Genomic DNA, 12,319 nt, shown 5'->3' with positions numbered 1-12,319 from the left:
ATGCGGATACTGCTCCGGGCCCGTGCGAGCGGGCCGCGTCGAGGACTACTTCTCGACGACCGCGAGGAGGTCGCGGGCGGAGAGGACCAGGTACTCCTGGCCGTCGTACTTGACCTCGGTGCCGCCGTACTTGCTGTAGAGGACGATGTCGCCGACCTGGACGTCCAGCGGGATGCGGTTCTCGCCCTCGTCGTCCCAGCGGCCCGGGCCCACGGCCAGGACCTCGCCCTCCTGGGGCTTCTCCTTGGCGGTGTCCGGGATGACCAGGCCGGAGGCGGTGGTCTGCTCGGCCTCCAGGGCCTTGACCACGACGCGGTCCTCGAGCGGCTTCAGCACGGTCTTGGTGGCGGTCGACACTGTGTGACCTCCCCCTTCAGGATTTCGGTGTCCAGTACTTCCGGTCCGCACGCGTGAGAGCGCGGACCGGCTGAGAAAAAGGGGCGACCGCGGCGGCCTGTCGTCGCGGGTGCCAGACCGGCCTCGTCGCGATTAGCACTCTACCCCCGAGAGTGCCAGAATGGAAATGTGGCCGTGACCCCTGGTCAGCGGCGTTACCGGACCCGGCACCGTGCGGGGCCGCTCCACCCCGGCGAAGGAGATCCATGCGCGCGCCCGCGTTCGAGGCCCTGCTGACCGAAGCGGGCCGGGAGGTCCTGGCGTCGGTGGACGCCGGGTCGGCCGCCCGGGACGCACTGGCGGCGGCCTCCCGGCTGCGCGAGGACCCTCGGGTGGCCGCCCTCGACCCCGGCCTACCCGTTTCCGAGCTGGTGAACGCGGTCCTCACCCAGATTTCGCTGCGCGTTCGCGGACGCGCCAAGTTCGGCGCCCTGGCGGACCGCATGTACTTCACCCCGAACGGCCTGGAGCAGTCCACCCGCCGGTCGGTCGCCGAGTACCGGGCCGAGCGGGTGGCGCGGGCGCACGCGGGCCCCGCGGGCGACCTGTGCTGCGGGATCGGCGCGGACCTGCTGGCGCTGGCGGCCCGGGGGATCCCGGTGGAGGGGGTGGAGCTGGACCCCGCGACCGCGGCGGTGGCCCGGGCCAACATCGGGGCGCTGGGCCTGGAGGGCACGGCCCGGGTGCGCGAGGGCGACGTCACGGAGGTCTCCCCGGGCGAGTACCCGCTGCTGGTGTGCGATCCGGCCCGGCGCGGCGGGCGCGGCCGGGTGTTCGACCCCGCCGCCTACTCCCCGCCCTGGGACGTGGCGGTGGCCCTGGCCGAGGGGGCGGAGGCGGCGTGCCTGAAGGCCGCCCCGGGCATCCCGCACGAGGCGCTGGCCCCGGGCGCGGACACCGAGTGGATCTCTGTGGACGGCGAGCTGAAGGAGGCGGCCCTGTGGTTCGGGGCGCTGGCCGGCGGGCCGCGCCGCCGGGCCACGGTGCTGTCCGAGCGCGACGGCTCGCGCACGCACCTGGACGAGGATCCCGGCCTGGGGCCGGCGCCGGTGGCCCCGGCGCGCCGGTACCTGTACGACCCGGACCCCGCGGTGGTGCGCTCGCACCTGGTGGCCGAGGCGGCGGCCCGGGTGGACGGGGCGCTGCTGGACGAGCGGATCGCGTACTTCACCGCGGACACGGCGGTGCGCTCCCCGCTGTGGCGGGTGCTGGAGGTGGAGGAGGTCCTGCCCTTCTCCCTCAAGCGGCTCAGGGCCGCGCTGCGCGAGCGCGGGGTGGGCACGGTGACGGTGATGAAGCGGGGGTCCGCGGTGGACACCGAGAAGCTGCGCCGCGACCTGAAGCCCTCCGGCCCCGGGACGGCCACGGTGGTGCTCACCAGGATCGGGGAGCGGCCCTTCGCGCTGCTGTGCCGCGAGACGTCCGCGACGGCGGCCTGACCTGGAACGACGGCCCGGTCCGGCCGGGAGGGGGCGGTCACCCAGAGTAGGACCCGAGGTATCGGATCGTTATCTCACAGGGCGGATATCTTTCCCGATCCCCTGGGGGGAGGGCTCTCCGGGTCGTTAGACTGGGGCCGCGATTCCCTCCCTTCTCATGGGTTCACCCGGAAGGCCGTGCGTGAGTGATCCGCAACGCGGTTCGGTCGACGCTGGCCCCTTGCCTCGCGCGTATACACGCAGTCACACTCTGATCACAGTGAGGCGCGAACGCCTGCGGGACCGCCGCCCGCCCGGGGACCATCGAGAACCCGACCTGCCCGGAACACCCACCGTCCATTCCCCCGGGCCAGGTGTCGGGAGCGCCAGAGAGAACAAGGAGCACCTCGGTGGAACAGAGCAATCACAACTTCCTCAACGGGGGAGGTCAGGCCGGGATCTCCGACCGCATGCGCGACCTGCTCTCCCAGGCGGCCCACGAGCACGACTCCGAGCAGAAGACGCAGGGTGCGGTCACCGAGGAGATGCGCCAGCGCCTGGAGGGCATGGAGTGGCTCCTGCGTGAGCTGCGCGAGCGCGAGCTCACCGCGCTCGCCGAGTCCCTCACCGCGGTCGACGGCCGCATCGACGACTTCCTGGCCCGCCCGCCGGAATGGGCCGAGACCCTGGCCGAGCACATCGAGGTCGTGGGCCGCCAGGTCAAGCCGCTGTCGGACATGCCGTCCCTGCGCGCGGACACCCACCGCATCGCCGGGCACCTGGACACCGCGCTCACCCGCCTCCAGCGCATGTCGGAGACCGGGAACCGCACCGCCGAGCAGGTCGGCGAGCTGGGCGAGCGGCTGACCACCCTGTCGGAGGCCTTCGAGTCGCGGCTGGAGGCCCTCGACGGCGCCCTGTCCGCGCTCAGCGCCAGGACCGAGGCCGTGGAGTCCTCGCTCACCGCGCTCGCCGAGGTCTCCGGCACCCGGCACACCGAGCTGGCCGAGGCGCTGGCCGAGAGCCGCACCGTCCTCACCGAGGCCGTCGCGGGCACCCGCGAGGAGCTGTCCACCGCCCTGGGCGAGGCCCGAACCGCGCTGGCGGAGCAGGCCGACGCCAAGGCCGGGGAGCTGGCCGAGGCCGTGGCCGGCGCCCGCACCGCCCTCACCGAGCAGGGCGACGCCAAGGCCGCCGAGCTGGCCGAGGCCGTGACCGCCGCCCGCGAGGAGCTGTCCACCGCCGTGGCCGAGGGCCGCACCGCCCTCACCGAGGCGCTGGGCGAGGCCCGCACCGACCTGGGCGAGCGCACCGACGGGCTGCGCACGGCCCTCACCGAGCAGGCCGACGCCAAGGCCGCCGAGCTGTCCACCGCCCTGGCGGACAAGCACGAGGCCCTGCTCGCGCGCCTCCAGGAGAACACCGGCGAGCTGAACGGCGAGCTGTCCGCCCTGGCCGCCGCCGCGGGCGAGCGGCACGACGCGCTCCTCGAGCGCCACGAGGCCCTGGCCGCCAAGGTGACCGAGGACGTCACCCAGCTGACGACCCTGGCCGAGGAGAACCACGCCGAGGCCACCGCCGCCGTCGCCGACGTCGCCGGCGCCGTCACCGCCCTGCGCAAGGACAACGAGACCTCGCTGCTGGACCTGCGCACCCACCTGCGCCAGCGCCTGTCCGAGCTGGACGAGCAGCTGGAGCTGGGCCGGACCGAGGCCCGCGAGCACGCCGAGGCGTCCGCCGAGCGGATGAGCGCGTCCTTCACCGAGCGTGCCGATGCGCTCGCCTCCCGGATCTCCGAGGACGCCGAGCGGGTCACCTCCGGCTTCGAGGAGCTGCGCGCGTTCGTGGCCGAGAGCTCCGCCCGCCTGGCCGCCGAGGCCGAGGACCGGTCGCAGACCCTCACCGAGGCGCTCACCGAGCAGGTCGAGACGCACCGCACCGCCCTGGACGAGCGGCTGGAGCGCCAGCGCGAGGCCCTCACCTCCAAGGTGGACGGCCACCTCACCCAGATCACCGGCAAGGTCGACCACGAACTGGGCCGCCTCACCGACCGCTTCGACACCTTCGAGGGGCACTTCGAAGGCCAGTTCGAGGGCATGGAAGGCAAGATCGACCGGATCGACGGCCGGATGGACGGCATCAACGGCCGCCTGGACGGCATCGACGGCCGGGTCAACGGCGTCGAAGGCCAGTTCGAGGGCGTCAGCGGGCACTTCGACGGCGTCGACGGCCGCCTGGAGGCCGTGGACGACCGGTTGGAGGCGCTCAACCAGCGCCTCAACCAGCTCCCGCAGACCATGGAGGTCAGCGAGCTGCACCGCCGCCTGACCGAACTGGTGGAGCGCCCGCAGATCGACCACGGCGACAAGCTGGACGAGATCGACGAGCACGTCACCTCGGCGGTCGCCCCGGTGCTGCGCGAGCTGAAGCAGCGTCCGGACCGGCACGAGCTGGAGGAGACCGTCACCGAGGCGGTCGAGAACTCCCACGACGACATCACCAAGCGGTTCGCCTCCCTGGAGGAGACGGTGCTGGCCCTGGCCGAGGCGCTGCTGCGCCCGGGCCGCGAGGGGGGCTCCGGCGGCCCCAAGCGCAAGCGCCGCCGGGACGAGGAGGACGACGACGAGTAGGCCGCCGCACCGGAGCCGGGTGCGGGGATCGCGATGAGGGGGCGGGGCGCCGGCGGCGCCCCGCCCCCTCCCGCGTCCGGCCCCGGGACTCAGGGGCGGGCCCGGAGCATCTCCAGGTAGTGGGCGTTGTACATGACCCCCAGGACGTTGCCGAAGGGGTCGACCACCGACGCGGTCACGAAGCCCTCGCCCCGGACGGTGAGCGGCTCGTACTCCTTCGCGCCCAGCTCCAGCAGCCGGGCCAGGGCGGCCTCGACGTCGTCGACGTGCCAGTACACGACCGCGCCGCCCGGGCCCGGGTGCGCGGCCGGGGGCGCGTAGCGGCGGTCGGCGATGCCGAGCTCGTGTTGGTGGTCGCCGGTCCGGAACTCGACGTACCCGGGCGGCAGGCCGTGGCCGGGGCGCTCGAAGTAGGGCTCGGCGCCCAGGACCCCGGTGTACCAGCGGGCCGCCTCGGCGACGTCGTCGGCCCACAGGGTGACGGTGGTGAGTCCTCGCAGCATGGTCGGTCCCTTCGCGTTCCCCCTGCGGGGTTCCGGTCGATGGGACGACGCTACGGGGAGTGGAGGACGGGTTCGGTCCTCCACTCCCCCGGGCGGTCGGCGGGTTCAGACCGTGAAGACGATCTTGCCGAAGAGCCCGCCGTCGGCCATCGCCCGGAAGCCCTCGGCGGCGCGCTCCAGCGGCAGCACCCGGTCGATCACCGGCCGCACCCCCGTGCGGGCGCACATCTCCGTCAGGCCCGCCAGCTCGTCCCGGGTTCCCATCGTGGAGCCGATGACCCGCAGCTGGAGGAAGAACACCCGGGTCAGCTCGGCCGGCGGGGCGTCGCCGCTGGTGGCGCCGCAGACGACGATGGCGCCTCCGGGCTTGAGGGAGCGCACCGAGTGCGCCCAGGTGGCCTGGCCCACCGACTCGAACACCGCGTCCACCCGCTCCGGCAGGCGCTCCCCCGTCGGCACCGCCGCGTAGGCGCCCAGTTCCAGGGCCTTCTTGCGCTTGGCCTCGTCCCGGCTCGTCACGTACACCCGGTGCCCGGCCCGCACCGCGAGCCTGACCAGCGCCACGGACACGCCGCCGCCCGCGCCCTGTACGAGGATCGTCGAGCCGGGGCGCAGGTCGATCTTGCCGAACAGCATGCTGTACGCGGTCAGCCATGCCGTGGGCAGGCAGGCCGCCTCCTCGAAGGACAGCTCCGGCGGCTTGGGCAGCAGGTTGGCCCGGGGCACGAGCACCCGCTCGGCGAAGGTGCCGTCGTACTTCTCGGACAGGATCGTCGGTCGGCCCGCGCCGTCCTCGACGACGCCGTGAACGATGACCTCGTTGCCGTCCTCGTCGACCCCGGCGGCGTCGCAGCCCAGGATCATCGGGAGGCGGTCGGCCGGGAGGCCGACGCCGCGCAGGCTCCACAGGTCGTGGTGGTTGAGGGAGGCCGCCCGGACGTCGACCGTGGTCCAGCCGTCCCGGGGCCCGGGGTCGGGGCGCTCGCCGGCTTCGAGGGCGGAGAGGGGGTCGTCGAAGGAAGAGCGTGCTGCTGTGATCGCGAACATGCCGGTAGTCGACCACACCACCCGAACCGGATTCCAGCCCGGGGGCGGACGTGTTCCCCCCGTTCCGCGTTCCGGGGGAGGGCACCACCGGCGGACCTGCGGCGGTCCCCAGGGGAAGTCGACCGGACGCCCCATGTCGCCGGCGGCGCCGTCTTCCTAGCGTTGGCGCCATGACCGAACCCCCTCGAAACCGGCTCCGCCGGGAGCCCGGCGCCCCGCTCCGCCGGGCTCTGCCCCTCCGCGAGGTCGCCGTCTTCGTCCTCGTCGCGTACGCACTGGCGTGGGCGGTGCACGCCCCCCTCCTCCTCGGCGGGACCGGGCCGGACGACCCCGCGTACGGGCTCGCCGCCACCGTCTACATGTTCACGCCCGCCGCGGCCGCGGTCGCCGTCACCCTCTTTGTGTGGCGGCCGTCCGGCTTCGCGCGCGCCCTGGGCCTGGCCGCCCGGGGATCGTGGCGGCGGGCCGGCGGGTACTCGCTGCTCGCCTTCGTGCTGATGCCGCTGCTCGGTTTCGCGGCAGCCCTGGCCGCGGGCCTGGTGGGGGCCGTGCGGCTCGACCTGGTGGACTTCTCCGGCCTGCGGGAGGTCCTGCCCGACTTCGTCCCCGACCTGGCCGCGGCCATGCCCGACTCCGGGTTCCCGTGGGCCGCGTTCCTGGCGGCGCTGGGAGTGGCCCTGGTGTCGTCCGTGCCCACCCTGGTACTCGCCTTCGGCGAGGAACTGGGCTGGCGCGGCTACCTGCTGCCCCGGCTCCTGCCGCTGGGGGTGTGGCCCGCACTCGCGGTGAGCGGGGCGGTGTGGGGGCTGTGGCACGCTCCGCAGCTGCTCATCCAGTACCTGCACGGCGGGTTCGACGGCGCGCAGGTCGCCCTGTTCCTGGTCTTCTGCGTGGTGGCGGGCGTCGTGATCGGCTGGTTCCGGCTGGCCTCGGGGTCGGTGTGGCCCGCGGTGCTCGCGCACGGGGCCAACAACGCGCTGAACACGATCGGCTTCGTCACCCTGTCGGCCGCCGGGTCGCCCGTGGACGGCCTGCTGTACCCGGGCGGCCTGGGCGGCCTCGTGGGGCTGGGCGTCCTGGCCGCGGTGGCCGCGGTCCTCGCCCTCACCGGACGGCTCCGGGTGCGGGACTTCGACCGGGTCCGCACCGGTGGCGGCGCGGAGGAGCCCGCGCCCGCCTGACCGGGCGGCCCGCCCGCCACCGGGGCCCGCGGCCCCGCACCCCGCCCCGGCCCCTCGCGCACCCGCGAGGGGCCTTCGCGGCTCCCTCCGCGGGCCCGCCCCCGGCTCAGTCCAGGGGGGACAGCGGAATCGAGGCGAGCTCGGCCGGATCGACGATGATGCGGATGTCCGTGATCCGGCCCCCGTCCACGGTGAAGGCGATGACGGACAGAGGGGTCCCGTCCGAACGCCAGGACATCTGTCCGGGGACCCCGTCGACCAGCACGGGCCGGTGCCGGGCCGCCTCGCCGGAGAACATGCGGGCGCCGGAGGCGACCCGGGTGGCCCCGAGGGTGACGACCGCACCGCCGGGGGTGTCCACGGTCAGCTTCACCTCCGGGTCGAGGACGCGCAGCAGCGCCTCGAAGTCCCCCTCGACGGCGGCGGCACGGAACGCCTGGACGACCTCCCGGTGCTCGCGCCCCGGCCCCGCCGCCCGGTCCGTGGACCGGACCTTCCGGCGGGCCCGGCTCGCGGTCATCTTCGCGGCGTCGGCGGACCTGCCCAGGATCTGCCCGATCTCCTGGAACGGGACCCCGAACATGTCGTGCAGGACGAACGCCAGGCGCTCGGCCGGGGACAGTGAGTCGAGCACCACGAGCAGGGCGAGGCCGACCGAATCGGCCAGTACCGCCTGGTCCTCGGGCGCGGGGCCGTCGTCGGGCACCACCACGAGGTCCGTGTCCCCCTCCCCGGAGGCGGTCTCCGGACGTGCCCGCCGGGACCTCAGGAGGTCCAGGCTGATGCGGCCGACCACGGTGGTCAGCCAACCCGCCAGGTTGCCGATGGCCGCCTCGTCCTGCCGGACGAGGCGCATCCACGCCTCCTGGATCACGTCCTCGGCGTCGGCGTGCGAGCCCAGCAGGCGGTACGCGACGGCGTGCAGCCGAACGCGGTGGGCTTCGAACGCCTCGGCCACCGGGCCGGACGGGTGGGCGGTCACGGCTTGCGCTGCTGGCGCAGCGAGATCCGGTTGCCGTCCGGGTCCAGTGCCTCGGCGCGGACCCCGAACGGGTAGTCCTCGGGTTCGGACTGCTCGAAGGTGACGCCGCGCCGGCGCAGGACCTCGAAGTCCTTCCGCAGGTCGTCGGATTCGAGGATCAGCGGACCGGGCGCGGTGTTCCGGCCCGAGTCCCCCGGTCGTCCCGCGGCCGCCGCGTGCGACCACAGGATGATCTGCGCCGGGCTTCCGGGGACGCCCACGACGAGGAAGCGCCCGTCGGGTCCGGGGAAGTCGATCCGCTTCTCCAGGCCGAGCCCCTCGGTGTAGAACTCCAGCGCGCGGTCCTGATCGGTGACGTACACCGTCGTGTACATGAGGTCGGTCAGCATCCTGTTCTCCTTCACTCGTCGGTGGGACGGCCGTTCGTGTCCGGCCGTCGTACTGGTGACGAGTGCCGCCGGGGAAAGGTAACAGGGCGGACCGCCGCCGGACCCTGTGTCGGCGAGGGACCCTCACCGGGGCCGTTCGCCGGACGGCCGCGGGCCCGGGCGGCGCCGGTGGGGCGTGCGGCCCGGGACTCCCCGGGCCGCACGCGCGTCACAGGGCCGTCTGCCCGTAGGGCACCAGCCGGACCGGGCCGATCAGCCCGTACTCCTGGCGGCGCACCCCGCCGTAGACCTCGGGCCGGAAGACCCGCATCCGGTTGATGAGGGTCGTGGCGACCTCCACCTCGATGGTGTTCTCCCCCGCCCGCAGCCACGGGCCCACATCGACCGAGGCGGTGGACCGGTCGCAGGGGGGCAGGGCGGTGCCGTTGACCGTGACGCGGAACGTGTCGCTCACCCGGCCGAGGTCGAGGTGGGCGCCGTGGCCGCCCGTCCACCCCTCGCCCAGCTCCACCGTGGCCGTGTAGCGGCCGATGCCGGAGACGTCGGCCAGGCCCTCGATCCCCGTCCACGGCGCGAGACCGGACAGGGAGAGCTCGTGGGTCCGCACCTCGGTCTCGGTGGCCGAACCGCCCGGCCGCCAGTCCTCCACCTCCAGCTCCCAGGAGGTGAGCTCCACCTCCGGTCCGACCCGTTCAACGGTGCTCCGGACCGTCGAGCCGTCGGCGTAGGTGGTCGTGCAGGTGCCCGGCTCGGACATCCGGACCACCGCGGCCCCGTCGACCACGCGCACCGCGTCGGCTTCCGTGGCCGACAGCCTCAGCCTCCTCAGCAGCCCCGGGGACATCCGGTCCCCCGCGGACCCCAGCTGGGCGCCCCAGGTCGGGCGGGCCAGGGCGATGACCGTCGAGGCCCCCGGGGCCAGCCGCACCGGCACGGTGACCGCGTCCGCCTCGGCGCGGTGCAGCGGCAGCGGCTCGATGCGGCCGGTCCACAGGTCCAGGGAGAACGGGTAGGCCTCCCGGACCGTGGTGGAGAGGGTGACCTCGTGGTCCACGCCCTCCGTGTCGGACCCGTTGGTGAAGTAGTACAGCTCCATGTCGTCGCCCCGGCGGCGGGCGTGCAGCAGGGGCGACGGCTCGGCGTAGGACACGTCCGGCCGGGCGTCCAGCGCGGACAGGCCCGCGGGGATCTCCTCGCGGGACCCGACCCGGTGGACGGTGGGCTCGGCGAGCAGGTCGGCCAGGACCCCGGCCAGCTCCGCCGCCCCGTCCTGGTCGACACCGGGCTGCTGCGGTGCGCTCCAGTCGCCGACCACCAGGATCTTCAGGCCGTCGCGGGCGTATCCGAGCAGGCGCCGCGCCGTCTCCAGGGGCAGCGTGGGCACCCTGCCGTTGAAGGCGTCGCCCTCGAACACCAGCAGGCCGTAGCCGGGGCCGTCCGGTGCCAGACGCCCGCCCGACACCTTCGGGTCGGTGATCTCCAGCAGGCGGGGGGAGGCGAACTGGTGGGTCCACCCCTGGCGGACCCCGGTGGAGCTGAAGTGGGCGGCGCCGAAGCCCGAGCCCGCGTAGCCCTTCTGCCGCAGGAAGACCACGTCCGCCTTGGGCGTGCCCCACTGGAGCGCGTACTGGGCGCGGGCGAAGAAGCCGGCCGTGTCGGGGACGTGCTGCCAGGTGGGGTGGCGCGGTCCCCAGGACTCGCTGTACCCCACCCCGCTGCCGCCGTAGGGGGTGAAGGCGGCGAAGCCCGGCCACCGCGCCCCGGGGGCGTCGGCGTAGGAGAACCCGTGCAGGACGGCCAGGTTGACCCCGGCGGAGTACTCCCGGGAGACGGTCCGCACCGTCTGTTCCCAGGTGGTGCTGTAGGAGCCGCCGTAGACCGCGCCGGCCTCGCTGGAGAGGATCCGCTTGCCGGCCAGGTCCCGGCCGCCGGCCAGGGAGCGGAAGTCGTCGAGGTTCTTGAACCCGAGCGACTCGCCCTCGGCGATGTCGACCAGGGCGGTCTTGACGAGGGCGTCGGTCTGGAGTCCGTAGGGCTGGATGCGGTAGGTCATGCCCAGGCCGTGCGCCCAGTCCCGCAGGGGGATCACGTGGTGGTCGGTGTAGGCCCGGCCGAGCAGGTCGTTGAAGTCGTCCAGGGCCCGGCGGTCGGTGTCGGGGTCGAAGGTGAAGACCTTCTTCTCGTCCACGCGCACCAGCACCGGCAGGTAGGGCAGCACGTCGTAGCCGTGGTGGTCCCGGAAGGCTTCGGGCAGGCCGTGGGTCCACAGCGTCGCCTCGGTCTCCATCTCGATGGAGTCCTCGAAGACCGAGCCGCCCGCGGGACCCGCCAGGAGTTCGCGCAGCCGGTCGGTGAGGATGTGCTCCTCCCAGAAGTCGGTGACCGCCCGGGCGCCCGCCGCGCCGAAGTGGTCGACCACGTAGGAGACGGGGTCGGTGTGCGGGCCGCCCTCGGGCCGCTGCCCGGAGCCGCGCTCCCAGTAGGCCAGGAGCACCCAGGTGGAGCCGTCGCCGCCGCCGGGGGCGGTCCAGGCCAGCTCCTCCCCCTCCGCGGCGCCGGTGAGGTCGACCAGCGTGTCGGGGACGAGCGCGCACACCTTGTCCCCGGGGGCGGCGCCGTCCGCCAGGCGCAGGGCCTGGACGGCGACCAGGGTCCGCTCCGTCACCCCGTCGGCGGGCTCGACCACCGGTTCCGGCAGCGGCCCGGTGACGCTCTCCCCCGAGGCGAGGAAGTGCGCGCCGTGGGCGAGTTCGCGGGCGGCCGCCGTGTCCTGGGGGGTGACGGTGGGAACGGCGGCGGGCCAGGACGGGCCGATGGTGACGTCCATCGTCACGCCGCGCTCCTCCGCCCGGGCCAGCGCGGTCTCCAGGGCCGCGCGCCAGGCGTCGGTGCCCCAGCCGTGGCCTCCGGGGTCCAGGTCCTCGTCGGAGCTGTGGTGGACGTCGGCGATCTCCATGCCGCCGAACCCGGCGTCGGCGATCTGGTCGACCTCCCGCTCGATCTCGCGGAGGTCGACCAGGCCGTGCGGCCACCACCAGCGGAACCGGGCGCGCGCGGCGGCGGCCGGATCGACGAAGGCGTCCGCGAAGGCCCTGCGGGCGGGGGCCGCGGGGGCCACCGGGGACGCCGCGGCCGGGGCCGCCGGGAGGCCGAAGGCGACGGCCGCGCCCGTGGCGGCGCCCAGGCCGAGGAAGGACCGCCGGGTGGGGGCGAAGCCGTCCGGCTCCCGGTCCGGTCCTGCCGGGTCACGCATGGGGGCTCCTTTCCGCGCCGCCGTGGCGGCGTCGGTTCGGGGGTGGAGAGGGGGTATGCGCGCGCGGTGGTGGCGAGCCACCTATTAAAACGTTTCACAGAAAGTACCAAGTGCAGTGTGATCCAGGCAATACCCCCACGCGCACCTCCGGCCACTCGACTCACAGAACAGCGGCCATCTGCGCGGACCGCCCGACCTCGCCCCGCGGCGGCGACCACAAGCGATACGAACGTTTCACAAACCCCGCCCCGCGCGGGCGGCGCCGCGCGCACGCGAAGGGCCCCGGAGCGGTGCTCCGGGGCCCTCGCCCGGACGGTGCCGGGGCGTGTTCGGCGGGCGCCTTCGTGTGGCCCGGCGCTCGCGCCGGGAGCGGTCGTCGAACGATCTCCCGCGAGCCGCCCGGCGCAGCGGCCGGCCGTCGTCGACCACACAGCGGGCCGACGCGAGGCGGCCTGCGGGTGTGAGGCGGGCGTCGGCGCGGGTGGCGCGGGGCACCGAGGGCCTCCTGGTCGCCGGTGGG

At 74.5% G+C, this 12,319-nt stretch carries 9 protein-coding genes and 1 pseudogene; 3 read left to right on the top strand and 7 right to left on the bottom strand.

Going from position 1 to position 12,319, the window contains the following annotated elements; genetic code table 11:
* Window positions 1-45: 45 nt before the first annotated feature.
* On the bottom strand, window positions 46-357 hold the full coding sequence (groES, locus tag ABZ249_RS02285) for a co-chaperone GroES (protein WP_220564839.1): 312 nt from the start codon (window positions 355-357) through the stop codon (window positions 46-48).
* Window positions 358-602: 245 nt separating this feature from the next.
* On the opposite strand from groES, the gene ABZ249_RS02280 reads away from it, so the two are divergent.
* Window positions 603-1,835 carry an SAM-dependent methyltransferase gene (locus ABZ249_RS02280; RefSeq protein ID WP_355256137.1) on the top strand — a complete coding sequence of 411 codons (1,233 nt, stop codon included), beginning with the start codon at window positions 603-605 and terminating at the stop codon, window positions 1,833-1,835.
* A 389-nt stretch (window positions 1,836-2,224) separates the two neighbouring features.
* Window positions 2,225-4,444, top strand: coding sequence for a hypothetical protein (locus ABZ249_RS02275; RefSeq protein WP_355256134.1), 2,220 nt, complete (start codon window positions 2,225-2,227; stop codon window positions 4,442-4,444).
* Between the two features lie 89 nt (window positions 4,445-4,533).
* Here ABZ249_RS02275 and ABZ249_RS02270 read toward each other — a convergent pair whose 3' ends face one another.
* Both ABZ249_RS02270 and ABZ249_RS02265 read right to left on the bottom strand, forming a co-directional pair.
* Window positions 4,534-4,947, bottom strand: coding sequence for a VOC family protein (locus ABZ249_RS02270; protein WP_355256131.1), 414 nt, complete (start codon window positions 4,945-4,947; stop codon window positions 4,534-4,536).
* Between the two features lie 105 nt (window positions 4,948-5,052).
* The gene (locus tag ABZ249_RS02265; protein ID WP_220564835.1) at window positions 5,053-5,994 is read right to left on the bottom strand and encodes a zinc-binding dehydrogenase; all 942 of its coding nucleotides are present in this window, start codon (window positions 5,992-5,994) and stop codon (window positions 5,053-5,055) included.
* 170 nt (window positions 5,995-6,164) lie between these two features.
* On the opposite strand from ABZ249_RS02265, the gene ABZ249_RS02260 reads away from it, so the two are divergent.
* Window positions 6,165-7,175: a CPBP family intramembrane glutamic endopeptidase gene (locus ABZ249_RS02260; RefSeq protein ID WP_355256128.1), complete on the top strand. Its 1,011-nt coding sequence runs from the start codon at window positions 6,165-6,167 to the stop codon at window positions 7,173-7,175.
* Between the two features lie 106 nt (window positions 7,176-7,281).
* Here the strand turns inward: ABZ249_RS02260 and ABZ249_RS02255 are convergent, their stop codons facing one another.
* The 4 genes and pseudogenes from ABZ249_RS02255 to ABZ249_RS02240 all read right to left on the bottom strand — a co-directional run.
* On the bottom strand, window positions 7,282-8,157 hold the full coding sequence (locus ABZ249_RS02255; RefSeq protein ID WP_355256125.1) for a sigma-70 family RNA polymerase sigma factor: 876 nt from the start codon (window positions 8,155-8,157) through the stop codon (window positions 7,282-7,284).
* Window positions 8,154-8,546, bottom strand: a complete 393-nt coding sequence (locus tag ABZ249_RS02250) for a VOC family protein (protein WP_355256122.1) — start codon at window positions 8,544-8,546, stop codon at window positions 8,154-8,156. The genes ABZ249_RS02255 and ABZ249_RS02250 overlap by 4 nt, the downstream gene beginning before the upstream one ends.
* A gap of 208 nt (window positions 8,547-8,754) precedes the next feature.
* Window positions 8,755-11,799 (bottom strand): glycosyl hydrolase, encoded by a 3,045-nt coding sequence (locus ABZ249_RS02245; protein WP_355256119.1) that lies wholly within the window; start codon window positions 11,797-11,799, stop codon window positions 8,755-8,757.
* A 393-nt stretch (window positions 11,800-12,192) separates the two neighbouring features.
* Window positions 12,193-12,294 (bottom strand): annotated as a pseudogene (locus tag ABZ249_RS02240) (IS481 family transposase); the annotation flags it as partial.
* Between the last annotated feature and the right edge of the window lie 25 nt (window positions 12,295-12,319).

It is taken from the genome of Nocardiopsis sp. NPDC006139 (assembly GCF_040614155.1).
GTDB classification, from domain to species: Bacteria; Actinomycetota; Actinomycetes; order Streptosporangiales; family Streptosporangiaceae; genus Nocardiopsis; species Nocardiopsis changdeensis.
The sequence above is the reverse complement of the archived record's forward strand: the minus strand, read 5'-3'. Positions and strand labels throughout refer to the sequence as shown.

What these genes read in the sequence shown, in the direction of transcription:
- ABZ249_RS02280 (WP_355256137.1), top strand. Translation starts at nt 603, where the DNA reads ATGCGCGCGCCCGCGTTCGAGGCCCTGCTGACCGAAGCGGGCCGGGAG.
- ABZ249_RS02245 (WP_355256119.1), bottom strand. Translation starts at nt 11,799, where the DNA reads ATGCGTGACCCGGCAGGACCGGACCGGGAGCCGGACGGCTTCGCCCCC.
- ABZ249_RS02265 (WP_220564835.1), bottom strand. Translation starts at nt 5,994, where the DNA reads ATGTTCGCGATCACAGCAGCACGCTCTTCCTTCGACGACCCCCTCTCC.
- ABZ249_RS02250 (WP_355256122.1), bottom strand. Translation starts at nt 8,546, where the DNA reads ATGCTGACCGACCTCATGTACACGACGGTGTACGTCACCGATCAGGAC.
- ABZ249_RS02260 (WP_355256128.1), top strand. Translation starts at nt 6,165, where the DNA reads ATGACCGAACCCCCTCGAAACCGGCTCCGCCGGGAGCCCGGCGCCCCG.
- ABZ249_RS02270 (WP_355256131.1), bottom strand. Translation starts at nt 4,947, where the DNA reads ATGCTGCGAGGACTCACCACCGTCACCCTGTGGGCCGACGACGTCGCC.